Annotated in this window: 22 protein-coding genes and 1 pseudogene; 16 read left to right on the top strand and 7 right to left on the bottom strand. The window is 41.5% G+C overall.

Features of this window, described 5'->3' with window-relative positions; translation table 11 throughout:
- Nucleotides 1–7: 7 nt before the first annotated feature.
- The 12 genes and pseudogenes from sps_RS28130 to sps_RS13310 all read left to right on the top strand — a co-directional run.
- A pseudogene (locus sps_RS28130) lies at nt 8–352 on the top strand (IS4-like element ISAs18 family transposase); the annotation flags it as partial.
- A 312-nt stretch (nt 353–664) separates the two neighbouring features.
- The gene (locus sps_RS13365) at nt 665–913 is read left to right on the top strand and encodes a DUF3297 family protein (RefSeq protein ID WP_077752984.1); all 249 of its coding nucleotides are present in this window, start codon (nt 665–667) and stop codon (nt 911–913) included.
- 333 nt (nt 914–1,246) lie between these two features.
- The gene (locus tag sps_RS13360) at nt 1,247–2,095 is read left to right on the top strand and encodes an HDOD domain-containing protein (RefSeq protein WP_077752983.1); all 849 of its coding nucleotides are present in this window, start codon (nt 1,247–1,249) and stop codon (nt 2,093–2,095) included.
- 278 nt (nt 2,096–2,373) lie between these two features.
- Nucleotides 2,374–3,462 carry a DUF3083 family protein gene (locus sps_RS13355; protein ID WP_077752982.1) on the top strand — a complete coding sequence of 363 codons (1,089 nt, stop codon included), beginning with the start codon at nt 2,374–2,376 and terminating at the stop codon, nt 3,460–3,462.
- A 404-nt stretch (nt 3,463–3,866) separates the two neighbouring features.
- Nucleotides 3,867–4,676: a TerC family protein gene (locus tag sps_RS13350; protein ID WP_077752981.1), complete on the top strand. Its 810-nt coding sequence runs from the start codon at nt 3,867–3,869 to the stop codon at nt 4,674–4,676.
- A 215-nt stretch (nt 4,677–4,891) separates the two neighbouring features.
- Nucleotides 4,892–5,443 carry a hypothetical protein gene (locus sps_RS13345; protein ID WP_077752980.1) on the top strand — a complete coding sequence of 184 codons (552 nt, stop codon included), beginning with the start codon at nt 4,892–4,894 and terminating at the stop codon, nt 5,441–5,443.
- Nucleotides 5,444–5,574: 131 nt separating this feature from the next.
- Nucleotides 5,575–6,006 carry a ribosome recycling factor family protein gene (locus sps_RS13340; RefSeq protein WP_077752979.1) on the top strand — a complete coding sequence of 144 codons (432 nt, stop codon included), beginning with the start codon at nt 5,575–5,577 and terminating at the stop codon, nt 6,004–6,006.
- Nucleotides 6,007–6,308: 302 nt separating this feature from the next.
- Nucleotides 6,309–9,407, top strand: coding sequence for a DUF3857 domain-containing transglutaminase family protein (locus tag sps_RS13335; protein WP_169915760.1), 3,099 nt, complete (start codon nt 6,309–6,311; stop codon nt 9,405–9,407).
- Between the two features lie 801 nt (nt 9,408–10,208).
- Nucleotides 10,209–12,860, top strand: a complete 2,652-nt coding sequence (locus sps_RS13330) for a hypothetical protein (protein ID WP_077752977.1) — start codon at nt 10,209–10,211, stop codon at nt 12,858–12,860.
- A gap of 172 nt (nt 12,861–13,032) precedes the next feature.
- A complete protein-coding gene (locus sps_RS13325) occupies nt 13,033–13,254 on the top strand; it encodes a hypothetical protein (protein ID WP_077752976.1) in 222 nt (73 codons plus the stop codon).
- 254 nt (nt 13,255–13,508) lie between these two features.
- Nucleotides 13,509–14,372, top strand: a complete 864-nt coding sequence (locus sps_RS13315; protein WP_149027274.1) for a DMT family transporter — start codon at nt 13,509–13,511, stop codon at nt 14,370–14,372.
- Nucleotides 14,373–14,885: 513 nt separating this feature from the next.
- Nucleotides 14,886–16,094, top strand: coding sequence for an IS256 family transposase (locus sps_RS13310; protein ID WP_077751464.1), 1,209 nt, complete (start codon nt 14,886–14,888; stop codon nt 16,092–16,094).
- Between the two features lie 123 nt (nt 16,095–16,217).
- Here sps_RS13310 and sps_RS13305 read toward each other — a convergent pair whose 3' ends face one another.
- The 6 genes from sps_RS13305 to argR all read right to left on the bottom strand — a co-directional run bounded on the left by sps_RS13305 (nt 16,218) and on the right by argR (nt 21,191).
- Nucleotides 16,218–16,481 carry a hypothetical protein gene (locus sps_RS13305; protein WP_077752973.1) on the bottom strand — a complete coding sequence of 88 codons (264 nt, stop codon included), beginning with the start codon at nt 16,479–16,481 and terminating at the stop codon, nt 16,218–16,220.
- Nucleotides 16,482–16,904: 423 nt separating this feature from the next.
- Entirely contained in the window at nt 16,905–17,114 is a 210-nt protein-coding gene (locus sps_RS13300) for a hypothetical protein (RefSeq protein WP_077752972.1), read from the bottom strand.
- A gap of 337 nt (nt 17,115–17,451) precedes the next feature.
- A complete protein-coding gene (cspE, locus tag sps_RS13295; protein WP_005497134.1) occupies nt 17,452–17,664 on the bottom strand; it encodes a transcription antiterminator/RNA stability regulator CspE in 213 nt (70 codons plus the stop codon).
- 306 nt (nt 17,665–17,970) lie between these two features.
- Complete coding sequence (locus sps_RS13290) at nt 17,971–19,734, bottom strand: methyl-accepting chemotaxis protein (RefSeq protein WP_237158073.1); 1,764 nt, start codon at nt 19,732–19,734, stop codon at nt 17,971–17,973.
- A 297-nt stretch (nt 19,735–20,031) separates the two neighbouring features.
- Nucleotides 20,032–20,499, bottom strand: coding sequence for a cupin domain-containing protein (locus tag sps_RS13285; protein ID WP_237158072.1), 468 nt, complete (start codon nt 20,497–20,499; stop codon nt 20,032–20,034).
- Between the two features lie 221 nt (nt 20,500–20,720).
- On the bottom strand, nt 20,721–21,191 hold the full coding sequence (gene argR / locus sps_RS13280) for a transcriptional regulator ArgR (RefSeq protein WP_077752970.1): 471 nt from the start codon (nt 21,189–21,191) through the stop codon (nt 20,721–20,723).
- A 358-nt stretch (nt 21,192–21,549) separates the two neighbouring features.
- Between argR and mdh the strand changes: the two genes are divergently transcribed.
- A complete protein-coding gene (gene mdh / locus sps_RS13275) occupies nt 21,550–22,485 on the top strand; it encodes a malate dehydrogenase (protein WP_077752969.1) in 936 nt (311 codons plus the stop codon).
- A gap of 135 nt (nt 22,486–22,620) precedes the next feature.
- Here the strand turns inward: mdh and ispB are convergent, their stop codons facing one another.
- The gene (gene ispB / locus sps_RS13270) at nt 22,621–23,592 is read right to left on the bottom strand and encodes an octaprenyl diphosphate synthase (protein ID WP_077752968.1); all 972 of its coding nucleotides are present in this window, start codon (nt 23,590–23,592) and stop codon (nt 22,621–22,623) included.
- Between the two features lie 273 nt (nt 23,593–23,865).
- Between ispB and rplU the strand changes: the two genes are divergently transcribed.
- The 3 genes from rplU (at nt 23,866) to cgtA (ending at nt 25,753) form a co-directional block, all read left to right on the top strand.
- Complete coding sequence (gene rplU / locus sps_RS13265) at nt 23,866–24,177, top strand: 50S ribosomal protein L21 (RefSeq protein WP_077752967.1); 312 nt, start codon at nt 23,866–23,868, stop codon at nt 24,175–24,177.
- Nucleotides 24,178–24,192: 15 nt separating this feature from the next.
- On the top strand, nt 24,193–24,447 hold the full coding sequence (rpmA, locus tag sps_RS13260) for a 50S ribosomal protein L27 (protein ID WP_077752966.1): 255 nt from the start codon (nt 24,193–24,195) through the stop codon (nt 24,445–24,447).
- Nucleotides 24,448–24,586: 139 nt separating this feature from the next.
- On the top strand, nt 24,587–25,753 hold the full coding sequence (gene cgtA, locus sps_RS13255; protein WP_077752965.1) for an Obg family GTPase CgtA: 1,167 nt from the start codon (nt 24,587–24,589) through the stop codon (nt 25,751–25,753).
- Nucleotides 25,754–25,808 lie beyond the last annotated feature (55 nt).

Below are 25,808 nucleotides of genomic sequence, written 5' to 3'. Positions count from 1 at the left end.
GTGTAGGGGGATAGAGACGACTTTTCGTGACATTAAAGACTATCGTTTTGGCATGGGGATGAGTGCCACCTACACGCGTTCCCCGGTACGTAGAGACCGGTTGTTTTTGCTAAGCGCCTTGGCGATAGGCTTGCTGACGCTACTAGGAAAAGCGGGCGAGGATGCTGACTTGGAAAAGACAATAAAGGCAAATACCAGTAAAACTCGCTCATACTCTCTGTTTCGCCAAGGTTGTATTTACTATGAACTGTTACCCACGATGCGAGAAGAGTGGGCAGAACCTCTAATGGATAATTTTTATCGTTACCTTAAAAACCAGCCTATTTACCGTTCAATTTTCGGGATTATTTAAAATTGAAAAATGAGGGGATCTCTAAGCCATATCGGGCAATTTCTTGCTCTGTCATCCAGTGTATATTTTCAGCTGTTACTGCTTTTAAGGTGTCCAGTAAAGCTCAGTATCTATCTTTAAATAAGTAGGGAATAAGGCGAAATTAGTGAATCATTTGGGTCAGAATAAACGTTATTTAAATCTTATTGACTGGCTATTGTCTTGAGAACAGAGGTAGTCCACAACATTTATGACAGCCTCTCTTGAGCATAAGGCCTGTTTTGCCTACAATAGCGCGATTATATATTACACTTCTTTACTACAGGCCAGACCATGACCGACACAACTTCGCAACCAGCTTTACCCGATCGCCTTTCCGGCAATCCCCGTAGCCCACACCATGTGGCAGCAATTTTCGAGCACGAGATAGGTATTATACTGAATGGCAAAGAGCGTTTTGATGTCGAAGAATATTGCATCAGTGAAGCTTGGGTAAAAGTCCCATCACATAAAGCGTTAGATCGTCGCGGGCAACCGCTTTTGATGACGATAAAAGGCAAGGTCGAAGTTTTTTATAAATAAACTAATTCAACAGTTTAGACTAAAATGTAGAACGTTGAAAAGCTAGAAAGCTAGAAAGCTAGAATAAGCGATTAACAGAACGCATGCTTGTTAACGCGTTCACTGGCTTTGAAGATACGCCCTTTATCATTGTGCAGCTAAATTGTATGGCAGCACCATGAGGAGGGCGTTTTTTGTATATGGAAATACCTATTTCTTGTCGCTATGTTGCGGATATTTGGGGCTGAATCTACTTTATTCAAACAGATTAACCTTGTCCCCGTGTTACTGGCATTGAACAAATCAATGCGTTAACTATTATTAGTATTACCCAATCCGAACTAGTTGAACCTAATGTCAAAGTTACCTCTTGATTATGCTATGCAAGCGCAAGAACTCTGTGTGCTATCTGATGTTTATATGACATTGAACCGAATGTTATCCAGTGATGGTTGCAGTATGGAGGAGTTGGCCGATGCCATTGCCTATGAACCCGCTATTGCCGCATCGATTTTAAAAATCGCTAATAGTGCAATGTTCAGTATGCCAAGAGAGATAGACAGTCTTGCTAAAGCATTAGTCTTACTGGGTATCAAGCAGGTAAAGAATCTGGTGAATGCGTATGGCATTACCGCGGCATTTTCTGGCATAGATCCTAAAGTCGCTGATATGGATAAATTTTGGGAGATAAGTGTAGATTGTGCTTTGATTTGTCAGTACTTTTCAAAAGATAAGCAGATCCCTAATACTGACAATATATTTTTGTCGGGGCTATTTCATAATTTGGGAATGCTGGCCATTGTCCACAGCGAGCCTGATAAAGTCAGATATTGTGAAGGCTATGATAGCGACGAAACCCCTTGGCTTCGCCAGCACGAGATGTTTGGCTTTACCTTTGCTGATTGCACCACTGAATTGTTAAAGCTATGGAATTTACCCGACTCCATTATACAGCCCATTGCTGAGTTCAATAGTGTAGAGCTTGCCGAACAAGCAGCCAATAGCAAATTACTCTATATTGCTTCGCGTATTGCCGTGATTAATGCTGAACCAGGGGTATATACCAAGGAAGCGTTAATTAATCAGGGTATTCTAGATGATCTAGCTATTAGCTTAGATGAAATAAATCAATCGCTTGAATATTGTAACTTGCAAGCCATGGAGCTTTTATCGACTTTTCCGATACAAGGCCGAAAGAGATAAACATCGAGAACTCGTCGCTATTTACTAATTTATGATATAAGTATACTTGTAACGTGAGGACTGGTGTTTTTGTTTATTAAATTGATTTTCTGTATATTGATTTTAATAAATAAATAATAATATAAGGGTATGATATTACTAGCTGGTAAAGCATGTTTTATCGCAGGGTTCGCTTAACAAGTTTCGTAACAGCTTATTACCGTATTAAACCGTTGTGACAGATTGTTGCTAGGATTAGCACCAAGTTGCACATGGTTCACTTATTACAAGGAAGATTTATGTCCCGCAGTCATCAACAAAAAGTGTACATTCCCAAGGACGTTAGAAGTAATCAATATATCACTGCAGAGATTAAAGTAACGGATGCTTTATTAGCTCATTACCCAGATTATAAAACCTGTTATCAGACCCTTAGCCGCATTATTTTCAATCTCGCGGAGCAAGAAGAGTTATATAACCTCCATGTGATCACTAACGATAAGTTACCAGTAGTGCGTTTTCACACTGAAGCGTATTGTTTCCCAACCGCGGAGCAGATCATATTTTTCTATAATCCTGAGTATCATGAAGCGCAAACGCTCCATAGCCAGGATGATTACCGAGCAAGAAAAATAAGAGTTGTATTGTTAGCGACGGGTGAAGATATTCGTGCAAATTCAGCTAATTTCCATATAAAAGTGCAGTCTTTCCTCGCGAAACTGATGCCTCAATTGCCAGAAAAAGATCTGGCAATTAAAATCCGCGATCATCAACACCTCTCTTATGATTTATTCGCCAAAGCTAAAGGCAATAAAGAGAGCTATGGATATAAGTTAAGATCGATTAGTGACAGGTATGGAGCTAGAAGCTGTCCGATCCCCGAACTGCACGGTTCATTATGCTATGTCACGGTAAAGCTCCCTCTAAGTAGCAAGCTTAAACAAAGTTTATTGCCTAAAGAGTATACCAATGATTTTTCGCCACTGTATCAGAAGCTAGAAGATGCATTCATTCAAGCTACATCAGCCAAACAGCTTAAGCGGGTTGCTATGGTGGCTAATGGTCTAACACCACTTGTACGTAACAGTAAGTACGATCTAGTTGATGGTACTGACGAAGTGCAAATGCTCGGTTTTGACCCCAATGTAGAAGAGCAGCAATACACTCGTCATTGGGATGGTAGCCACTTAGTCGAAATGGTGAGCTTCACTATAGCCGCAGGAGAAAAAGACTGTAAAGATGGCGGACTTGGCCGTTATTTGAATCGAGTTGAAGATGCGCTAAAGAGCTTAACCTCCGAGTTAGCGTTAGATAAATCCCGTGAAGAACTCATTGTACGGTTCCATCAACATATTAGTTATCAAACCCCTGAGCAGTTAGTCAGTTAACGCTCATATATGGGGCACTGCTATCACCATTGTTAAGCGTGATTAACTGTGCCCCATGTTATCTCCCTGTGATTGACTGCGTACTTAAATCTTGTTTTAAGTGGCCAAAATATACCTAAACTTATCCTTAACGTTAATTAATCCATCAGTTATCTTAAGTTAATGATCACGTATCTAGTTGTAAATAAAGATAATTGCTTTAACTTTCTGAGTGGTGATGTATGATTTTCGTATAAGGTGCTATAAAGCGTATAACTGAATAGATTTGCTCTATTGTCAGGTTTTAAGATTGATGTTCTAATTTAAGTTCATTAATTACTTATAGGTTTTAAAATCAAAATGGATGACCCACGAAGTCGACTGACACTGTTAATAAGCTGTCTTTATATGGAGCTTAAATTATCATGTTAGAACTCTTCTTATTGCCTGAGACTTGGGTTGTATTTGCAACATTATTTGCGTTGGAAATAGTCTTAGGCGTCGATAATTTGGTATTTATATCGGTGCTTTGTGAGCGCCTACCGCAAGAGAAGCGCAAGTTGGCGCGAAATTTAGGCATATCTTTAGCCGTTATTTCTCGTATTGGTTTGGTTTTCTCAATCTCCTGGATAATGACATTAACTAAGCCGGTATTTTCAATCGCCGACATGGCCTTTACCGGTAGTGATTTAATTCTGATCTTTGGTGGTCTATTTTTACTACTCAAAAGCTTAAAGGAGCTTTGGTCTTGGTTAGTGAGTCATACGGAAGTGAATCAATCTAATTATGCTAAAACGGGGTTAGTGGTTATTTTATTGCAGATTATCGCAGTTGATGCGGTATTTTCGATGGATTCAGTGATCACCGCCGTGGGACTCACCAGTGAAGTGCCTATTATGGTTGCGGCCATTTTATCTTCTGCGGTAGTGATGGTATTGATAGCTGGCAAGATCACTCATCTGATTTTAGTTTATCCAGGCTTTAAAACCTTGGCGCTGCTGTTCTTGGTGTTATTAGGTGGACTATTGATAGCAGAAGGTTTTGGTTTGCACGTTAATAAAGGTTATGTCTATTTTGCGATGGCATTTGGTTTAATCACTGAGATTTGCCATGTTCTGTTAAAAAAGAAGCAGAGAAAGCCATTGCTGATTAAGAGCAAGCTTAAGGCTAAGTTTAAGCGTAAAGCGACAGCTAAACGTAAAACGATGACTGTGAATAATTTAATAGGAGCCTAATTAAAGGCGATGCTATTGCAAAAAAGGAGTGGTTAAGACCACTCCTTTTTTATTGGCGTATTTTAAAGCTAACAGTGTCTGGCACAGTAAAATCTAACAGAACGTGATGGAGACAGATGTGATCTCATCTCAATGAGGTATAGAAGGTTTATATATCTATGCTGAATCTCTCTGATGTGTAAAAATTAAGAGGGGTTTGTTAGTGAAAACATAAAATGAACAAGATCTATGATGGAAAAGAAGTTAAGAAGCAGGCTTTTATTGGTTGGCTAATTGCTGCTGCGGGCTTTGTGGTGCAATTAACGCTAGAAAGCTTAATTGGGGAGAATAATAGTCAAAGTTTGGCTGTTTATGTTATTGGTATTCCCTTTGCTGTTGGCGGGCTTATTTTTTCTCATGCGCTTTTTACTTTGTTAACAGGTAAAGAACATCACCCATTAGATCGGCTCGATGAAAACTTCGCCGACATTTATCAAGCTAACATGATTCGAATGCGAAAACACTTTAAGGTTTGCGCGGTCATAGCTGTTATTGGTGTCAGTTTAACGGTACTGTTTTTTATTACCAAGATACCGTATTTTTCATCGGGACTATTGATCATCTTCTTAGGTATATTCTATTACGTTTTTGGTTTATATCGCTGGACTCGCTGCCCTGCATGCCTTCATATGGCAACCGGGCCAGATGGTCGCTCTATACAGATGAACTTACATCAATGTGCTCATTGCGGTGCTAAGCTGGAAAATGTAATAAAGAAGCCTGAATAGCTACAGTCTAAGCTTAATCTAGATTGCCATAATAAGGTTTTCCAGAATTTAATTTAAGGCAGAAGCCCAATGGTGTTTCCTATGTCAGGTTTTACTCGGTTAAATAGGATCAAAGTAAACTATTCACCGCTATGAACGAAACTATCACTATCTCACTTCCCTCCCTGATTCATCGAATTGGAAGGGAAGAGGTCAATCAAGCTAAATCAATTGCATTGCAATATCACTGCGAGCTTAAGCGTGTCCGTCGTTCTAGAAACTGGAAGATCTCTGGTGGAGCTATCAAGATTCAATCTTTTAGCGCTCACTTAAAAACAGTGCAGGCAGAAACCGCAGGATTGAAAACGGAACATCTGAAAAAGGAAGCTGGTGAATTTCGTTACCTTATTCAAAAAATTGAAACCGCTTTGCTTGATCATGCTGACAAACTAGAACCTTTGGAGGCCAAATTAGCGCGCATGATCACTGATAACCCCAACATCACCCTGGCCGAATTGATCCATATCACCGATTGCACCACGGCTGAAGCCAGAACTGCTCGTTTTTACGTAGACTCCTGGTAATTCAGGTTCAGACAAGCTGGGTTAGTAAATCTCATGGTACTGAATTTTGATAAAGCATTTTGAATACTCTTAACTATATTCCGAGGTTATCCCTTCTATGGTGCAAAGCGTGCATAGACAATGCATGAATCAAATTAGCGGAAAATTGAGCATATGTAAGTCTAGTTGAGTGTAAGTTGCTTTAATGTGTTGGTGTTTTTCATATAGAATGTTGCTTTTAATGCCAAATTGGCTGCCTAACAGCGAATGGTATGAACTGGTAACAATCTATATTCGTTTCTCAACAGCAAAGGATGCTGATCTTGTCTATTTCAATCATTACTTCTATTCATTTCTACAGAAGCCACATGCCTCAAGCTCGTCGTTTATTCTGTTATCTCCAGGCTATGTTACTGCTGTTATTACTGCCTCAAGTGTCAGTCGCTGGGACAGAGTATACCCTTGCAATTGAATCCGCTCCTGCTTGGGTACAGGTAGTGGAGGCTTCAACACCGGATAATATCCCGGTAGAAGAAATTGGTTCTGGCAACTATTACTTGCTGGTAGATAATCAATTAAAGCTTGATGAATCTAGCCCTCAAGTTCGTTTTACGCGTCTACGCCAGTTAGTGGTTAATCAAAGAGGTTTAGATAAAGTCTCTCAGATAGAGGTGGATTTTGACCCTTTATATGAATCACTGACGTTTCATTCCATGCAGATTATCCGACATTCTGAAGTCATAGATAAGCTATCAGATCCTAATATATCTTTGTTAAAGCAAGAGGGTCGTATCGAACAAGGGCTCTATGATGGACGTTTGACGGCTCACATTATTTTAGATGATGTGCGAGTGGGTGACATTATCGAGTACAGTTATTCTATTAGTGGCGCCAACCCTGTCTATCAGAATATATTCTCCTTCCAGCGAGCTTTACAGTGGTCTTTCCCCATTCATGTCCAAAGCCTAAGAGTGCTCTGGGGGAAAAAACATCCTTTGTATGTTGATGTCAAAAATATGCAAGATACAGTCATCAAGAGAAAGCTGACTATAGATAATGACGCTTACATCGAATATGTCATAGTAGGTACTTATAGCCCTATACTCATACGGGATAGCAACACTCCCTCTTGGTATAACCCGTTCGCTACTGTTTATTTTTCTGAATTGAACTCCTGGGAGCAAGTTGTTGATTGGGCTATACCGCTCTATAGCCAACGATCAGTGGCTGGTGAAGAGGTTAGTCGAGTCATTAAGGATATTAAGTTACAAACTAGAGACCCTAATAAGCGGGTGATGTTAGCGCTTAATTATGTTCAAGAACAGATCCGTTACTTAGGCCTTGAAATGGGAGTTAATTCTCACCAGCCTTCATTGGCTGAAGATACGCTCAGCAGGCGTTATGGTGACTGTAAAGACAAGGTCATGTTGTTTATCGCGCTGCTTAACGGACTCGATATCAGCGCCTATCCGGTTTTAGTCAATACAGATTATGGCCATGACTTACTAGCTCATCCTGTATCGCTCAATGCGTTTAATCATGTTATCGCCAAAGTACAAGTGTTTGGGCTAACGTATTGGTTAGACCCTACAATGAATTATCAAAAGGGGCCGCTAGAAGATATTTTTCAGGCCAATTATCACCATGGGCTGGTGATTAAACCAGGGGAGAGCGATCTGACTGCGCTCAGACTTGGGAAAACTAAGTCACTGTTAACCTTGACTGAATCCTACGATGTAAGTGCAGGTTTTAAAGGGCGGGCATCATTATCTGTTAAGAGTCGCTATCAAGGTGAGCGGGCTCAATCATTTCGTTATCAGCTCGAAGATATAGGGCTAAAAGCGCTTCAAACTAGTTATGAAGATTACTATCGAAAAGATTTTTCTGGCATAAAATTGGCCAATAAACTCATCATCGATGACAATGGCCAAACAGGGGTCGTTAACACACAAGAAGCTTATCAGATAGATAATGCATGGCAGCCTGATGGGGCTGATTTTAATATCAATTTTGTTAGTTATTCGATCCAGAATGCCTTGGAAAAGCCAACAAATTCCAATCGACAATCACCATTTTCCACCCGATATCCTAATAAAATCACTCATAAGATCCATATAAAGGTCTCAAACGGAGATTGGCAGTTTCCTAATGAAACGATAACGGAGAGTAACCCGTATTTCATCTATAACTTTACATCCAACTTCGACGATGCAGAGAAAACGTTAACGCTGACGTTTAATTATGAGTCTAAAGTTGAGTATATCGCTGCGATGAATGTTGGTGACTACATTAGCTCAATTAATAAGATTGAAGACTCGCTGTACTACTCTGTGATGACCTATGGTGAAGGAAGTACTCCTGCAGTGAGTGAAACAAGTGTGTCAGAGTCCGTTGTAGGCGATACTCTTGATAAAAAAGATAAACTGATTTTACTTTGCGTGTTGCTTTATAGCTTAGGTCTAATATACGCCATTGTAACTTGGCGTTTTGATTCAAAAAGCCGGCTCGAGTATCCCGATGAAAAGTATTATCCAGTTTCAAGACGTAAACTGTTCTTTTTGTCACTTTCTACGGGTGGCCTATACATTAGTTATTGGATGTATAGGAACTGGAAGTATATTAATCAGACCGAGCAGCTAGGGATAATGCCTATCGCCAGAGGGATTTTTAGTCCGTTTTGGTACTACGGTTTATTTTCCCATTTAGTCGATGACAGTAAGGAGAGGTATAGCAGAAATCGCATTATGCCAATGAGCTTTGGTGTCGTGGCTGCAATTATCTTCTTCATTGCTAATTACGCGTATAATTCAGATGATTGGTATCTAGCTGGTGTGTTAGCTACACCAATACTCTTGTTTCCTTTGATAAATTATATCATTAAGCTCAATGGCAGAAACTCTGAAGCCTATATTGATAATTCAGCCTGGAAAATACGCCACACAGTGGTTTCATTGCTCTTTATTCCCTGGATACTCTTCGATATTGGCAGTGATCTAACCGTTTTCCCGTCGGGTAAGATCATGAGCGGCGGTGAGGTTTGGCAAAGCAACATAGACTTTATGAATGACAATAAGATCATAAAGGAAAATGAAGATATCTTGATGTTCTATAGTGATGGTGTCATCAGCTACGAAGAAGATGGCAACGGGTTTACCGATTCATCTGTGTTCTCTTATTGGGAAGAAGATGGCGAGCTTAAGGTTGCTACAGCTGATTTTGTCGATGTAAGAAATCTCAAGGTGGAGTTTGGAGAGGACTTAGATCAACAAACGAGAATTACAGTGCTGCTTAATGATGATAGTGACTTTTTGTTGATAGTCTCTACAGAAGATAAGCTAGATCTAAAATTCTATCAAAGTTTGAGAAAGCATTGGTATCAGACTAAGCAGCTTGCTGTGATTGAGGACAAGTTGAGTCTTTGATTTTCATCGCATCTAAAGGCAGTTCCCCACTGCCTTTACTGATGTTTTTGCTATTTAGTACCATTTTTAACACCATTATTTTTTGATAAACTTCTTATAAGTCATTCTGTTTGAAAACCACATCAGCAGACAATGTCGATAGAAATATCACTGCGTAAAAATACTTAGCTTTGTTATCGCTGTCACCCGCGTATTGACCGTATTCCTTTGAAAAATATTCCGCTTCATAATATGCATCATAAAGAGGCTATTTTTGTTTTGGCTATAACTATTATATGTAGAGCCATTGAAAGACGGAACCAACTTTGAATTTTTTATTTCTGATCCTATATCCGGAAGCTGTAAATTGGCACAACTAGATGATAGAAGGAGAATAGGTAACATTCATTTTAAGTTAAGCATGAAACGCCTATTGTTGTTCCATTGTTATTTTGTGTGAAAAGTATGCGTCGGTATTGTGTCTTTGTTAACCTACTTTAAAATGAAATGGATTTAATAATTCCACCATAGTCGAGCTCCCGTACAGTTAAGAAAATCGCTTATATGCCTGAATTAGGGAGATATAAGAATGCTTGGTATTAATTATGGTAACTAGGGGGATATGGAACAGCACCTATGTTAAATAAAGGTCAGGTTGACTTTTATTTAAGTCGCAATGAATATGAAACTATTGGCGGGAGTGAGCCGCTTTTAAGATTCCATCTCTTAAATATTTGAAAGAGTCTCTTTATTACATGGAGTGAAAGATGGACTCGATCTGCCTCATTTGATTATTTGCAACCATCCTCTTTTGGAGAAAATATGCCAATAGGTAAGATAGTCAATGTTAATGAATTGATGTTACATGACGCAAGCAGTATTGAATCGGATATCTCTTGGATAAGTGATAATGAATGGCTGGAGCTTCTGCCTAGTGGCAACTCGTTAAGCCAAATCAAATATCAACTTGCCGCCGGTGAGCTTGTTTTATTGAGCAGCAGTCCTAGAAATCCATTATTTGTTTTATCCGAAGGTGAATGGATCACGTCGGCGAGTGCTTGTATGGATTTTCCTATCGGTGCCACTACCGCCATTACTCAACGTTTTAGCTCTGCTGGCAGCAGTATCTTATTTGGGCGTGGGGGCTCTGAGTCACTGCCGCCTTCGCCGCCATTGGATTACAAGCCGGATACGTCAAAAGTTAAAGAAGCGGTGACCCCTATTTCTTACCAGTACAATATAGAAATAGCTTGCACACCTCAGCGCTTGAGTGCACTAAGCTACGGCTACTTTATGCTGGCTAAAACCTATAATGAACCCGTCCTAGCGCTCTCCACAGCCGAGGCCTTTGGCGAACATACTTTGCTAAGTACCCTAGGACGATTTGATGAAGCGAAACGGCTTCAGCATATATTGGCCACGGGCAAGAGTAGTCAATTATCGGTTCAGCCTGTGGCTATGGTCCCCATTGGTTCTCAAAAAGTCAGTGAATCATTTATTCCGGTTCAATTGGTTATTCAAGTGGGGGCGAGACTCGGCTGTCCCACTAAGGGCTTTTATTATCATTTTCGACATGCAGACCTTATACACGAATACCAAATTGTCGATGGCAGTAAAGGTTACTTTAATATCACTTGCTCAACGGCCAGCATGTTATCCGATGAGATCCGGTTTAGTGAACTACGTGGGCATATTTTTTTACCTTGGAAGGTAGAAGGTCAAGCCGTAGCTCCTCAACACATTTATTACAGTCAAGAAAAATTAACCACTGAAATATTGCAATCAATCGACAAAAATTGGCTCAATGATAATGCCTTTATCATTGAGCCAGCCCCTATTTTGGCCATTAATCAGCAAATGGTGATTGCCAGAAATGAAGCTGTAAAAGATAAACCTCCTCAGCCTCCACAGTCCGTGAGTCGACCCGAAAATGTGTATTACAGTTATCCGAATCGAGATATCTTAACCGGTGTGCTAGGGATTAGTGAGCAAACCCTTATGCCTGAACTGGCGGTACTCCGAGTCGCTGAAATTTCTCTTGATCAAGCTGGAAAGCTAGCCGCTTTTTGTGCGGGGTTTAATAATATCGTGTTCTTTGTGCCTAATTCGCCGAATTATGGGGAGCAAGGAATCAATTTGAGAGCAATGCTGGAACTTTCTTCGTATTTACCCAGTAAACAGGTCATATCGATAATCACAGATGATGACGATTTTAAGCCTTTCCATCAGGAGGTACGAGTCATTCTGGCCGTGAAAGAAGGCCATGACGTGAATAATTATCTACCTGAATTTTATCAAGTGTTTGCAGATGGAGGGATCATTGAAGGAGACGAGGACCAAGTTCATATCATTATTCCAGATAGTACCTCCGCTTGCTTCACGAATGCAGATGAACTCCATGAAATTTTTGGCACAGTGACCAATGATGCCATCGTAATAAAGGGGCCTTCAGCTGACAATGAAAAATTAGAAGTCCCTGCTCTTGTTAGGGGCTACGACAAAGAGTTGTACTCACAAAAGAGTGAATTTACCTTTACGTTTGAACAAAAAGCCCCTTTAACGGCAAGAGGTAAGCTGCTTAAGCTGTGTCCGAACCTCTTAGAGACGGGGTTCGAGTTTAGTAACATGAGTGACCCGTGGGAGGGGAAGACTTTGCTGCTTACAGGGGCGCGTGATAGCCAAGGGATCATGTACCCTGAACTGCAAAATATCACCGAAGTTCATATGCGAGATAAAGATCACCAGCCAGAGAAAAGGCAGATATTTATTGCGGGTAGCGAGGAGACATATCCAGAGAATATCGAAGCCAAAGCCATCTATCGTACCTTAGTCAATAAAGCCAGTATCGATACCAGTACTCAGTTAGCACCTACCACAAGATCGAACTTAGCCTTGTTAGCACAAGAAGACATTCCATTGGTCTACAATTATGGATTTCATCAAGTGTCGGAGGAAAGTCGTGAGGAATTAGTGCAGACGCAGATAAATGCCTTAAGCGGGAAGAATCGCCAACGCCCGATTATCTTCATTGTCGGAGACTATGGTATTCCAGCAATTGAACAGCATGAAACCATCCACATTAGTGATGCGGAGATACCCAAGAAACTCTCGTCCGATCTGAATACGCCATTAATCGTCTTCGCTGGAAAGCTGCCTGCTGAAGTTAATAACTATATGATTTCCAAGTCATGCCTGGTATTAGCAGAAGGCAAGGGGACAATATCTCTGGCCCAAGAGTTCGGTGTAGCCTATATCATCTTGCCTCAAAAAATTAATGATAAGCTGACATTGAAAACGGATTACCACGATAAAAGCCTTCTATTAGAAACCATATCAAAGAATATCTATCAGCCGGATGTTGGTGCTAAGGGGATGAGTGATATCTTTAATGGTAAGCACGAAGTTGAATTTAAGCAGATGTCGAGTAAACAGAGCTTGATCTTGGAAACCTTAAGCCAGCTATATGAGCGTTAACCTGCATAATTAGGCTATGCCGTAGGCCTGTGCCATGGATTGAGGTGTTGATGAGCATGTTAATTTTTAGCCGCTGTTTTTTGATCTCAGTCAACGCGTATTAGACCAGAACGATTCATTATAATGGCGTGATACATTAGCCAAAGATAATGCTGATAATGGGGAGGCTATAGTGACTGATGACAAGCTAATCCTAATTTTAAAGAGCTGTGTCATAATTGGTATTTGTTTAATTATGCTTGGAGTTTACTTCCACAACTTCAGTGACATGATTGAAGCTATGGGGGTAAGAGGGATCATGGTTAGTGCCATGTGCGTTGCCTTCGGCATGGCGTTGTCTTTACCCACCAAAATGTACCTGACCTTCATTTTGGTTAAACGGGAAACTGAATAACTTCAGTAGTAAATCAAACCTAGCTTTTATTGTGAGTCTACCAGTAGTTAAACCTGCAAAGGTAGGTTAAGATCGGCTTGATATTTGATAGAGCAACCACGCATTCGCGTGTGGTTGCTTTTTTGTTTTCAGTGCTGAATTTGAATTTGAATTTGAATTTGAGTTTGAGCTGAGTCTGTATTGTTTGCTTGATAGGTTGAAATTTAAGAGTAAATTTATCGATTTCAGCCCACACAATGAGAAGAGAGTCGTTGATGCGTGCAGAGTTGTACCTACTTTTAGCCACCTTACTGGCGGCATTAGGTTGGATTGCGTCTAAGTTAGTCGTGTTAGAGATGCCGGGAGAGACGTTTATTGCGATAAGGTTCTTGCTGGCCAGCTTGGTTTTACTGCCGTTCTGCTATAAGCATGTCGTGAAGTTAAGCCTTAAGCAGATTTTTTTGGCTTGTGGTGTCGGTGTATTTCTTGGACTGGCATTGCAAGTTTGGGTCTATGCCGTGTCAATTAGCAGTAGCCTGTCTGAAGGGGCGTTTATCATGAGTTTAGCTATGATCATTGCTCCCGTGACTTCATGGATATTTTTTCAGGTCACACCGAACAAAGCATTTTGGTTAGCTTTGCCTGTTAGCATGATAGGCATGATGTTGCTGACGTTAGGTAATGGTTGGCAAGTTGATGCAAGCCAGCTCTATTTTTTACTTGCTGCGGTGCTTCTTTCTATTCACTTTGTGCTGAATAAGAGAATTAGTAGCCAGCTAACGCCCTTGGTTTCAATATGTTTACAGCTATTTACGGTGGGCATAGTGGGCCTAGTTTATGTAGGATTTACTCAAGAGTATGCCTTCGAATACAGCCACAACTTACTATTTTGGTTTGTTATTTCTACCATTTTGGCGACTTCGATACGTTACTTGCTGCAAACTATGGGTCAGTACTCTATCAAGATGGAAACCGCAGCGTTAATCATGATTTTAGAGCCTATATGGACCATGATGCTGAGTGTCACTATGTTGGGAGAGACGTTGGAACTACAAAAAGCGCTAGGTGGTTGTGTGATCTTCCTGTCACTGTTTCTGTATATCAAGCTTTCTAGGCGATATGCGTTAACAGTGAAATGATAAAAGTGCATCATTTTAGGTTTAAAAGGCGTCACCAACTCAGTTGATGACGCCTACTTGATATTTAACCGACTTAATCTATCGTTAGCGTTACTGCTGGGTTTGGCCTGTCGCCGTGCAGTACAGGGTTCCTGAATACTGATCAAAGCTGATTCTGGTTTTGATAATAGTTACATCTGAATATTGTGCTCTAAGTTTATTAGAGGCATTGGCGCAGACTTGATTATGGTCTGCGGGCACACTTTGCGATGCCGTTACAGATACAGTACGCCACCAATCACCTGCCGCTGCAAAGCCTGTGAGTAGGGTAGATACACATAAAATTGTCGATGCGATTAATGCTGTTTTTTCATTTTATTATTCCTTTAAGTTGTTAATAACTATTATTTTTATAAATAGTTATTCCCAGAGGTACTCCATTACCCTCCGGGGATGATTAAATACGAGCCTGTAAATAATTTTGTGTAACTACCTTTCAATCAGTACCCTATGTGGGTCAATGGAAGGTAGAGTATGAATAAAAAAGAACTAGAAGCATTCGCTAAACAAGCCGCTAAAGGCATTAAAACCGAAGCCGATTTAAATGACTTCAGGGCTATGTTAACCAAAGTCACTGTTGAGGCCGCATTAAATGCTGAACTCGATTATCACTTAGGCTATCAAAAAAACGAGAAGGTCGCGGCTGGTAATAACCGCAATGGCTACTCCCACAAACAAATAAAGACCGAAGATGGATGCTTCGAGTTAGACACTCCCCGTGACCGAAATGGTAGCTTTGAGCCTGAGATTGTTAAAAAGAACCAAAGCCGCTTCACCTCGATGGATGACAAAATTTTACATCTTTATGCGAAAGGAATGACGACACGAGATATTGTCGATACCTTTGATGAGATGTATGGCGCAGAGATATCACCAACGCTAATTTCTCGCGTCACTAACTCAGTCCTTGAGCGTGTCGTCGAATGGCAATCTCGTCCGCTAGAACCCGTGTATCCTATCGTTTACCTTGACTGTATTGTGGTTAAAATCAGGGAGAACAGTAAGGTCATCAACAAAGCTATTTTCCTCGCGCTTGGCGTTAACCTCGAAGGCCATAAAGAGTTACTTGGCATGTGGATAGCAGAGAACGAGGGCGCTAAGTTTTGGTTAAATGTACTGACAGAGCTTCAAAATCGTGGACTCAAAGATATCCTCATCGCCTGCATTGACGGTCTAAAAGGTTTTCCTGATGCCATAAATACCGTGTTCCCAAACACTCAAATCCAGCTCTGCATCGTCCATATGGTTCGAAACTCGATGAAGTTTGTGCCGTACAAAGATTACAAGGCGGTGACAGCTGATTTAAAGAGGATTTACCAGTCAGTGACCGAAGAGGAAGCGTTGCTTAATTTGGAACGTTTTGGCGAGCAATGGGACGCTAAATATCCTAGTATCTCAGCATCCTGGCACAGGCACTGGACTAATCTTAATACGCTATTTAATTACCCTCAAGACATCCGGAAAGCCATCTATACAACTAATGCTATCGAGTCATTAAACAGTGTGATTAGGAAAGCAATCAAGAATCGTAAGCTCTTCCCAAATGATGACTCAGCGAAGAAAGTCGTTTACTTGGCGATTATGCAAGCTTCGAAGAAGTGGACCATGCCGATAAGAAACTGGAAACCAGCACTCAATCGTTTTATTATTGAATTTGAAGATCGAATAGCAGACTATATATAATTTAGGTAGTTACACAGAATCTGCTACAGGGTCTTAAATTCCCCGCTTAATGACAGCGTAATCCATAGATATTTTAAAAATGAGTGAAAAATTTAGTTTTTATTCCAGATGTGCAAGCTAGGGTTATTGCTGGGTTTGACCCGTAGCTCTACAATGTGAGGTTAAAGTGTACGTATCGAAACCAAAGTAGGTTTTGATAGCTGTTACATCACTATATTGAGCACGCAGCTTGTTTTCAGCTAAACCGCAGACTTGACCTTGTCCACTCCCGCCACTTATAGAAGCTGTGGCACTTACTGTGCGCCACCAGTCTCCGGCTGTCGCCACTCCTGCAAATAGTGTCGATGCGCATAAAATTGTAGAGGCGATTAGTGCTGCTTTTTTCATTTTATTATTCCTTTAAATTATTGAGATCTATTGTTTTTATAAATAGTTACTCCAAGAGGTACTCCATTACCCTCTAGCGATGATTAACTTACCCGCCGAATGACAGCGCTGTCAACTTGTTTGGTGAGCGTATACTAATCGGTATAAAAAAGTGGTTAACTCAGAGTTATTTTTGGCTGCATAATTCAAGACGGATGAGTGAGGGAATGGTGCTCCCTTTTGAAGTCATACTTTAAGGAACACAATACCGAAGTCGGTTTATCTGTTCAGAGGGCCATAGACTTAGTTTTATTGCATTTCTATCGAATTACACTCAATTTGCTCTTTCAATAGGCTGGTGTTAATTGCTCATTGAAAAGGGGAGAGCGGGACTGGGGCAACTCACAGGCGTTAATTATTTTCTAAATATATGGCTTAATGGTACTAGCAGGAGATTGAGAAGTTGCCGATAAGCTGATTTTCACTATTAATGATCTTACCTTGGCAGGTTTCATCACAATAGGACAATTCAATATTCCTGTTATCTAAGTTACCTTTCATTAAAATATGACGTAATAGTACATCACCATTTAACTGGTGGATTAATGCATTCCAGGAAATTTGATTCTTAAAGATGTTGAAGTTTACTTTCATTGATTACCTTTTGGTTTATTGGGGGGATTGGCTTACTGATTTTGATACAGATGTTGTACTTAAATAGTGTCAGATCTGGTGCCCAAGACATGTTTCGGCTTGTTTTATTATTTGCAAGATCAATGTACTAGAGGTACAAACTGAAAATTAGCTTTGGCAGTAAATGTTTAATATTTATTTATAGTGATGTAACGAGCTGAGTGAGAAACGTAACGACATATACAAAGAAGCAGATGATTGGAATGTTAATATTTTCGCAGGTACGGTATAAAATTTTATTAAAGTTGAATCAAATATGACGTAAATGGCATAAATCCATTTACGTCAACTTACAAAGTTACAGCGCAACTACGTTTGCTGCTTGAAGGCCTTTTTGACCTTGCTCTACTTCGAAAGATACTTTCTGGCCTTCAGCTAGAGTCTTGAAGCCGTCAGAAGTGATTGAACGGAAGTGAACGAATACGTCAGCGCCGCCATTGTCTTGAGTAATGAAACCAAAACCTTTCTCTTCGTTAAACCACTTTACTAGACCAGTTGTTGAATTAGACATGATGTGTCCCTTATAGTTAAATTCATAAAATTATCGCAATATGCGATGAGCTGAAATTGAATTATTGAATGTGACGATGAAGATAAGGGAAACTGAGGATAACAACAATAACGAAGAAATCTAAGGTTTACTTTTTACTTATTTTATCACTAATAACTCTAAACAGCTGAGCGAGGCAAATATTACCCTATAATCAAAAATTGTACAGAGTTATTTTTAGTTTATTTAAATCGAGCCCCTAAAAATGAGTGTTAAACACTCATTATCGAATCGCTAGTGGCTAGCTAGAGTATAATTACGTACTGTTCAGTGCCCCTGTTGAAATTGCTTAACCATCTCTTCTAGTTCACCGCTCATCTTAGATAGGCTTTGACCCGCAAGGGAGTGTTTTTCAGCCCCCGTAGCTAGCTCGACTGACATCGTATGTATCTTGGTAATATTCTGATCTACATCCTGAGAAACTGCACTTTGCTCATCGGCGGCAGAGGCAATTTGAACATTCATTTGGTGAATAGAGTCTATGGCCTCAGCTATTTTAGTCAGTGCCATACCTGAGCGGGTGGAGTATTCGACTGCTGCCTGAGATTGTTCACGACTCTGCTCCATAACAGCCACAGCTTTACTTGAGCCTGTTTGGAGTTTATCTATTATGGAGTTAATTTCTTGGGTAGATTGCTGAGTTCTACCGGCCAAGGTGCGTACTTCATCCGCCACAACGGCAAAGCCTCGTCCTTGCTCGCCGGCTCTTGCTGCTTCGATGGCGGCATTCAATGCAAGCAGGTTTGTTTGCTCGGCTATGCCCTTGATCACATCTAGAACCGTGGTGATGGCTGCGCTCTGTTGATCGACTTCTGCAATTGCCTGTACCGAAATATCTATCTGTTTAGCTAGCTCATCAATTTGTACCACGGCCTGTTGCACAATTTTAGCGCCATCATCGGTTTGCTTATTGGCCTCGGTGGTAGAGTTAGCTGTATGGGCCAGGTTCGAGGCGACCTCTTGAGAAGTCACTGTTAATTGATTCATGGCGGTGGCGACGATCTCAGTCTCTTTGCGTTGTTCATCGATCACTTGGCTGGTTTGCTGAGAGACATCGGCTAGCTGCTCCGATTCAGCTGAAAGCCGTACCGTAGTCTCTGAAATATGATTGATCATATTGACTAGTCGGAGGCGCATTTCATTCATGGCGGTTAACAGCTCTCCTATTTCATCCTTGCTGTTGACTTCTATCTGGTGGTTTATGTCTCCCTCGGCCATATTTGTTGCTTGCTTAATCCCACGAATGATCATGTTGGTGGTGAGCCAACTGGTTAATAGGCCTATGATAATACTGGCTCCAGACAGTAAGCTTAACACCCAGATAGCCTGATGTTCATAGTCTTGAGCATGTCGGGCACTGGCTTCGGTAAACCTACCTATCTCATGTAATAAGGCTGAGAGTTCTTGATCGAGTTTATCTTCTTCGTGTTCAACTTTTTGAACCATCATCTCTGCTTCATGTAACTCACCCTTTTGCAGAAGGTCAAATACCTGATGCACGTGTTCGACAAAACCTTTGTGTTCGGTTTCAATTTGTTTCAATGCTGTCAAAACAGACTCGAATTCAGTGTAGATGGTTCCCGTTGCTCCCACCATGGCTTCTTTAGCCATGGCTTCTGCTTCGAAGATTTCGGCTTCGATCTTAGGAGTGAGGGCGGCGAAATGATGCATTGCAGCGTTAAAATGCTCTCGGTTATCAGGTTCCCTTCCCATCGTTGTGCCGAAATGCAGACTTCGTTCAAATTGAATTGCTTGTTCAAGCTGATGAGTGGTGATGGCGGCGAGCTTATCTGTGAGCGGAATATCTTGCTCGGCAACAGCCTTTAACTCTTTTCCTATTTGATTCATGCTGTAAATAGCGTATCCAGAGCTGAGAACTAACAGGCCGATGACTATGGCTGTATTGCCAAGTAATCTTGCCTTGAGCGATAGGTTAATCATGAAAACATCCTCTAAATATTTGGCCAAGATAGCTCGCTTGTGCTTGTTAACCCTTAGAATCGGCGGCAAGCCGAGGTTGGATTTAGCCATGCCTCCTTGAGTATAGTCATATACTAAAAAAACACTCTTATTGGCCTGTCTAAATTTAGGTAGAGATTGATAGCTGGCTTGCTTTACAGCTAAAAGGTCATCTGTTTGTTAATCAACTTGAGAATGAGGTAGTGCAGCTAAGAATGCTACGAAAGGTATGACTCAATAATGCTGATTTTCTTTATGATTGGGCGAAATAGTAATCAGAGCATTAAGGTGAATGAGGTAAACCGAAACACACTAAGGGTTTTGCATTAAACCCTTAGGTGCGCTTTATTTTGTTTGAGGTTAACCAGATTAATCTTGGTTATCTGCATCCCAGTAATTGGTCGGACGCTTGGCATAGATCTCATCGACAGCCCTGACTAACACCTTGTTGTTCTCTGGGTAGACCACCACATCGTGTTTATCCCGGTTACCAATCACCATAAAAAGAAACTCTGTGTCTGAATCATTCCTGAGAGTGTGAGCTATGGCTGTATCGGCATTGAAGCAGATATAGTCGCCTTTTTTAAAGGGGTGAGGCTCGCCATCGATGAACAATGTTGCTTCGCCTTCTAAGGCATAAAGGTGTTCTTCTTCCTTGGTGTGATAGTGAGCGACGGTTGATAATTTTCCCGGGGCGAGACGTTCCATGGTTACGCCTATTTTTTCACACCCTGCAGCATCGCCGATATGTTTCTGTTGGCTGGTATATTGCTCTGAATGCTGCCAGGACTCCCAACAAACATCATCGACTTTAATTATTTTATTTATTGTCATCATACATCCTTAGCCCGAAGCTGCCTCTCATAGTCTGACTAATTTCGCACGAATTAAAGTGTGATTCAATATATTGGATACTATCGAGTGATAATTATATCAATAGGTACTAAAGAGGGGGGAAATATTGAAATGAAAAGAGACGCCATAAGCGTCTCTTCTTCTATGCTGAAAATAATACATCTCCGAGGCCTGGAGTCCCATCATTTCCTTCAGGAACTGAGTTAATCTGTATAGTTAAACAGAGATTTAACCGTATTTAAGGTTCTGCTTATCTCGTCTATGTTAGCGGGTGTAATGAAAATAGTATCATCACCAGCAATGGTGCCCAAAATCCCTTCAGGCTTGCCTATAGAGTCCAGCAGACGTGCGATTAACTGAGCCGCTCCCGGGCTTGTCCTGACGACTATCATGGCCTGGTTATGATCAACATCTAATACCAGATTTTTCAGCGGACTTCCCGCGGTGGGAACACCCAGTTCTGCCGGTAAGCAGTAGACCATCTCCTGTTTAGCATTTCGGGTACGCACCGCACCAAATTTGCTCAGCATTCTGGAGACTTTCGATTGATTTATGTTGCCGTAGCCTTCGGCTTGAAGGGCGATAACAATCTCACTTTGGGAGCCAAAACGCTCCTCTTTCAAAATCGACTTAAAGGTCTTAACAAGTTCGTCTTGATTTTTATTTGCTTGCATAGTTTTTGTGTTCTTTTATTCAAAAATCCCCTCTATTTTGAATATTGTTGCTTTTTTTGTCAACAAATACTCGAGTTGGATGAATAAAAATGCAAGTTATCAAGGGGGGAGATTTGTTATACCAAGTAATTAGGTGAAGTTAGGCTAAGCTGAGCGTTAAAGTTGCGTTGTTTAGCTGATAATATGCTGGGAAATGCGTATATGGCTCACCGACTTAGACGTTTTTGTGATGGCAATTAGAAATAAAATCTAATCAAGACTAAGGGATAATTGAAATTTATTCATTATTCCAGTAATGTTGCGCCATCTAGAAAGATAGATCTGTATCACAAATATCCAAGAATTGACGGAGATAACTATGAAAGTTGCTGTACTTGGTGCCGCTGGTGGTATTGGCCAGGCTCTTGCCCTATTACTAAAAACTCAATTGCCAGCCGGTTCAAAACTGTCCCTTTATGATATTGCTCCTGTAACACCTGGTGTTGCGGTCGATCTAAGCCATATCCCGACAGCTGTCGAAGTTAAAGGCTTTGCTGGTCAAGATCCATCTGCTGCCCTAGAAGGTGCCGATGTGGTTCTTATTTCAGCTGGTGTTGCACGTAAACCTGGAATGGATCGTTCAGATCTTTTCAACATCAATGCAGGTATCGTAAGAAACCTAGTTGAGAAATGTGCTGCGACTTGTCCAAAAGCACTGATCGGTATCATCACTAACCCAGTTAACACCACAGTAGCTATTGCCGCTGAAGTGTTAAAAGCAGCCGGTGTTTATGACAAGAGCCGTCTGTTCGGTGTGACTACATTGGACGTTATTCGCTCTGAGACCTTTATCGCTGAAGCGAAAGGTCTAAACGTTGCTGATGTTAAGCTGAACGTTATCGGTGGCCACAGTGGTGTGACGATTCTTCCACTTCTATCTCAGGTCGAAGGCATAAGCTTTACCGATGAAGAAGTTGCCGCAATGACGACTCGTATCCAGAATGCGGGTACTGAAGTTGTTGAAGCTAAAGCCGGTGGCGGCAGCGCGACACTTTCTATGGGTCAGGCTGCATGTCGCTTCGGTCTATCTTTGGTTCGTGGTCTTCAAGGTGAAGAGAATGTTGTTGAGTGTGCCTATGTCGATGGTGGCAGTGAGCATGCTGAATTCTTCGCTCAGCCAGTTTTACTGGGCAAGAATGGCGTAGAGAAACTACTGGCTTACGGTGACGTGAGTGAGTTCGAAAGTAATGCCCGTGATGCTATGTTAGATACATTGAAAGCGGATATTAAGTTAGGTGTTGAATTCGTTAAGTAATCGCGCTTACGAATAAAATAGCTGTTTAATAAAAAGGAGCCAAATGGCTCCTTTTTTGATCTTGCTTTCGGCTAGGCTGATTCCAAACTGTTCTTCTAGCTTCTAGCTTCTAGCTTCTATCTAGAGGTTAACGCTCTAGTGGCTTCTTTCTACGGCAATTTTAGCCAGAGATATCAGGGCTTGCTTGTAATCGCTATCGGGAATACAGGCCAAGGCTTTTATGGCCTTATCAGACTCTTCTAAGGCTCTGTTATAGGTATATTCCAATGCACCACAGTTCTTCAGTGCTGTGAGGATCTCTTCGATGTTTTGGGTTCCATCACCGAGTTCGACGGCTTTACGAATTAATCCTTGTTCTTTCTCCGTACCATGGGCTATCGCATAAATAAGCGGTAGGGTAGGTTTTCCCTCTGCCAAGTCATCGCCTATGTTCTTACCTAACTCTTCGGTATCGGCCGTATAGTCGAGTAGATCATCGGTTAACTGGAATGCAGTGCCTAAGTACTTGCCGTAATCCGCCAGCGCAGTCTGTATCTCTATGGGGCTATCGGCGAGCACACCAGCGAGTCGCGTGGCGGCTTCAAACAATTTTGCAGTCTTACAATAGATGACACGCATATAACTTTCTTCGCTGGTGTCAGGATCATTACAGTTCATTAACTGCAGCACTTCTCCCTCGGCCAGTACATTGGTTGCGTCGGCAAGCATCTCTAATACTTTCATGCTGCCTAATTCAGTCATCATCTGAAATGAACGAGTGTAAAGGAAGTCGCCGACTAATACGCTGGCACTGTTACCAAATAGGGCATTAGCAGTCTCCCTTCCTCTACGGAGCATGGACTCGTCTACGACATCATCATGGAGAAGCGATGCTGTGTGGATAAACTCAATGATAGCGGCTAGCTTAAGATGAGTCTCTCCTTGGTAGTCAATAGCACGAGCTGCCAAAATAGAGAGTAATGGACGCATGCGTTTACCGCCGCCATTAATAATGTAGAAGCCTAACTGATTGATCAGGGCAACATCAGATTCAAGTTGTGTATATATAAGCTTGTTGACGTCTTGCATATCGCTATCAGCTAACTGACGGATGGCGTTCAAATCCATAAATAGGCTCTGGTCTGTGGGGCCGAAAATTACTTGTCGGCCCAAATTAAGGCTTAATGTTATAATTATGGGATTCTACCTAAAAAAGCGTCTTAAGACAGCACTTGAGGCGAATTGTGCGAGTAATTCCGATCTTTTTTTATTCTTTAGTGAATAGGGCTTGTCACCTTACGCTTCTTAGCGTAAACTCCGCGACCATTGTCATTAAAGCTTTTATAACACCCCAGACTCAACAAATGAGCTGCCGTGTTAGAATACCGGAGTAAAATAGCTATGTACGCTGTTTTTCAAAGTGGTGGTAAGCAGCACCGTGTTGCTGAAGGCCATACATTACGTTTAGAAAAATTAGAAGTCGCTACAGGCGATACTGTTGAGTTTGACCAAGTTCTTTTGGTTGCTGACGGTGAGACTGTACATGTTGGTGCACCTTTAGTCGAAGGTGGAAAGGTTGTTGCTGAAGTTATCAGCCATGGCCGTCACGATAAAGTTACTATCGTTAAGTTCCGTCGTCGTAAGCATCACGACAAAAAAATGGGCCACCGTCAGTGGTTTACCGAAGTTAAAATTACAGCTATCAACGCTTAATTAGGAGTCTAACTCATGGCACATAAAAAAGCTGGCGGTTCTACTCGTAACGGCCGCGATTCAGAAAGCAAACGTCTTGGTGTAAAGCGTTTCGGTGGTGAGTCAGTTCTTGCTGGTAACATCATCGTTCGTCAACGTGGTACTAAATTCCACGCTGGTGTTAACGTAGGTATTGGTCGTGACCATACTCTATTCGCTTTGACTGACGGTAAAGTTAAGTTTGAAGTTAAAGGTCCTAAGAGCCGTAAGTTCATTAGCATCGAAGGCTAATCTTTAGCTTTTAGCTAAGATTGCTTATGAAAGCCCCGCCTTTGGTGGGGCTTTATTGTTTTAGATATTTAAGAATTGTTTTGGCGACCCAAAGCGGAAACGAGTATAATTCGTTTAATCTGTGGTGCCAGGAGTAGATATGAAGTTTGTCGATGAAGCTGTGATCAGAGTTGAAGCTGGTGATGGTGGTAGTGGTTGCGTTAGTTTCAGACGCGAAAAATATGTACCCGATGGCGGCCCGGATGGTGGCGATGGCGGTGATGGTGGTAATGTTTATCTGCAAGCAGATGAAAGTTTCAACACATTAATCGATTTCCAGTTTGAGCGTTTTCATCGCGCTGAGCGTGGAAAAAATGGCCGTGGACGCGATTGTACCGGTCATGGTGGTGAGGAACTGGTGCTTAAAGTACCTGTAGGAACCCGAGCTATCGATGAAGAGACTATGGAGTCTCTTGGGGACTTGACTGTTCATGGGCAAAAAATGCTCGTGGCAAAAGGTGGCTTCCACGGTTTAGGTAATACTCGCTTCAAGAGTAGTACTAACCGCGCTCCTAGGCAGAAAACCTTAGGTACACCTGGCGAAGTGCGTAGCCTTAAGCTTGAGCTTATGCTGCTTGCTGATGTAGGTCTCTTAGGCATGCCTAATGCGGGTAAGTCGACCTTTATTCGTTCTGTATCTAGAGCGACTCCTAAGGTAGCCGACTATCCGTTTACCACGCTTGTGCCTAACTTAGGGGTTGTTAATCCCAGACATGGTCAGAGCTTTGTGATCGCCGATATTCCTGGTTTGATCGAAGGTGCTGCCGATGGTGCCGGGCTAGGTGTTCGCTTCTTGAAACACTTAGAACGTTGTCGTGTGCTGCTTCACCTTATCGATATAGAACCTATCGATGGTAGCGATCCTGTTGAGTCGGCGCGTGCCATTGTTGGCGAACTGGAGAAGCATTCTCCTGAGCTTGCCGGCAAGCCTAGATGGTTGGTGATCAATAAGACAGACTTGCTGCTCGAAGAGGAGCTTAAAGAGCGTGTCGATCACATAGTAAAAGAGCTTAAGTGGGAGGGTGATGTTTTCACCATTTCAGCTTATAACCGCGATGGCACAGAAGCGTTAAGCCTTAAGCTTATGGACTTTATTGACTCACTTCCTGATGAGGAAGTCATCGATAAAGACCAAGAAGTTGAATTTAAGTGGGATAACTATCATAAAGATAGTGATGAGCTAAATGAAAGCTTCGAGGACGACCTCGATGATGACGATGATTTTGATGACGATGATTACGATGTCAAAGTGATCTATCAAAGGTAAGTCTTTAGCTTTAGTGTAAATCGGAGCCTCATTTTGAGTTTATATTCTTCGGGAT

This window comes from Shewanella psychrophila (genome assembly GCF_002005305.1).
Taxonomy (GTDB): domain Bacteria; phylum Pseudomonadota; class Gammaproteobacteria; order Enterobacterales; family Shewanellaceae; genus Shewanella; species Shewanella psychrophila.
Note: the sequence above shows the minus strand (reverse complement) of the source record. Positions and strands in the feature narration are given on the sequence as shown.

Excerpts from the sequence above, each read along its gene's own strand:
- sps_RS13365 (WP_077752984.1), top strand. The coding sequence starts at position 665 with ATGACCGACACAACTTCGCAACCAGCTTTACCCGATCGCCTTTCCGGC.
- sps_RS13360 (WP_077752983.1), top strand. The coding sequence starts at position 1,247 with ATGTCAAAGTTACCTCTTGATTATGCTATGCAAGCGCAAGAACTCTGT.
- sps_RS13355 (WP_077752982.1), top strand. The coding sequence starts at position 2,374 with ATGTCCCGCAGTCATCAACAAAAAGTGTACATTCCCAAGGACGTTAGA.
- sps_RS13350 (WP_077752981.1), top strand. The coding sequence starts at position 3,867 with ATGTTAGAACTCTTCTTATTGCCTGAGACTTGGGTTGTATTTGCAACA.
- sps_RS13345 (WP_077752980.1), top strand. The coding sequence starts at position 4,892 with ATGAACAAGATCTATGATGGAAAAGAAGTTAAGAAGCAGGCTTTTATT.
- sps_RS13340 (WP_077752979.1), top strand. The coding sequence starts at position 5,575 with ATGAACGAAACTATCACTATCTCACTTCCCTCCCTGATTCATCGAATT.
- sps_RS13330 (WP_077752977.1), top strand. The coding sequence starts at position 10,209 with ATGCCAATAGGTAAGATAGTCAATGTTAATGAATTGATGTTACATGAC.
- sps_RS13315 (WP_149027274.1), top strand. The coding sequence starts at position 13,509 with ATGCGTGCAGAGTTGTACCTACTTTTAGCCACCTTACTGGCGGCATTA.
- sps_RS13310 (WP_077751464.1), top strand. The coding sequence starts at position 14,886 with ATGAATAAAAAAGAACTAGAAGCATTCGCTAAACAAGCCGCTAAAGGC.
- sps_RS13305 (WP_077752973.1), bottom strand. The coding sequence starts at position 16,481 with ATGAAAAAAGCAGCACTAATCGCCTCTACAATTTTATGCGCATCGACA.
- sps_RS13300 (WP_077752972.1), bottom strand. The coding sequence starts at position 17,114 with ATGAAAGTAAACTTCAACATCTTTAAGAATCAAATTTCCTGGAATGCA.
- cspE (WP_005497134.1), bottom strand. The coding sequence starts at position 17,664 with ATGTCTAATTCAACAACTGGTCTAGTAAAGTGGTTTAACGAAGAGAAA.
- sps_RS13290 (WP_237158073.1), bottom strand. The coding sequence starts at position 19,734 with ATGGCTAAATCCAACCTCGGCTTGCCGCCGATTCTAAGGGTTAACAAG.
- sps_RS13285 (WP_237158072.1), bottom strand. The coding sequence starts at position 20,499 with ATGATGACAATAAATAAAATAATTAAAGTCGATGATGTTTGTTGGGAG.
- argR (WP_077752970.1), bottom strand. The coding sequence starts at position 21,191 with ATGCAAGCAAATAAAAATCAAGACGAACTTGTTAAGACCTTTAAGTCG.
- mdh (WP_077752969.1), top strand. The coding sequence starts at position 21,550 with ATGAAAGTTGCTGTACTTGGTGCCGCTGGTGGTATTGGCCAGGCTCTT.
- ispB (WP_077752968.1), bottom strand. The coding sequence starts at position 23,592 with ATGGATTTGAACGCCATCCGTCAGTTAGCTGATAGCGATATGCAAGAC.
- rplU (WP_077752967.1), top strand. The coding sequence starts at position 23,866 with ATGTACGCTGTTTTTCAAAGTGGTGGTAAGCAGCACCGTGTTGCTGAA.
- rpmA (WP_077752966.1), top strand. The coding sequence starts at position 24,193 with ATGGCACATAAAAAAGCTGGCGGTTCTACTCGTAACGGCCGCGATTCA.
- cgtA (WP_077752965.1), top strand. The coding sequence starts at position 24,587 with ATGAAGTTTGTCGATGAAGCTGTGATCAGAGTTGAAGCTGGTGATGGT.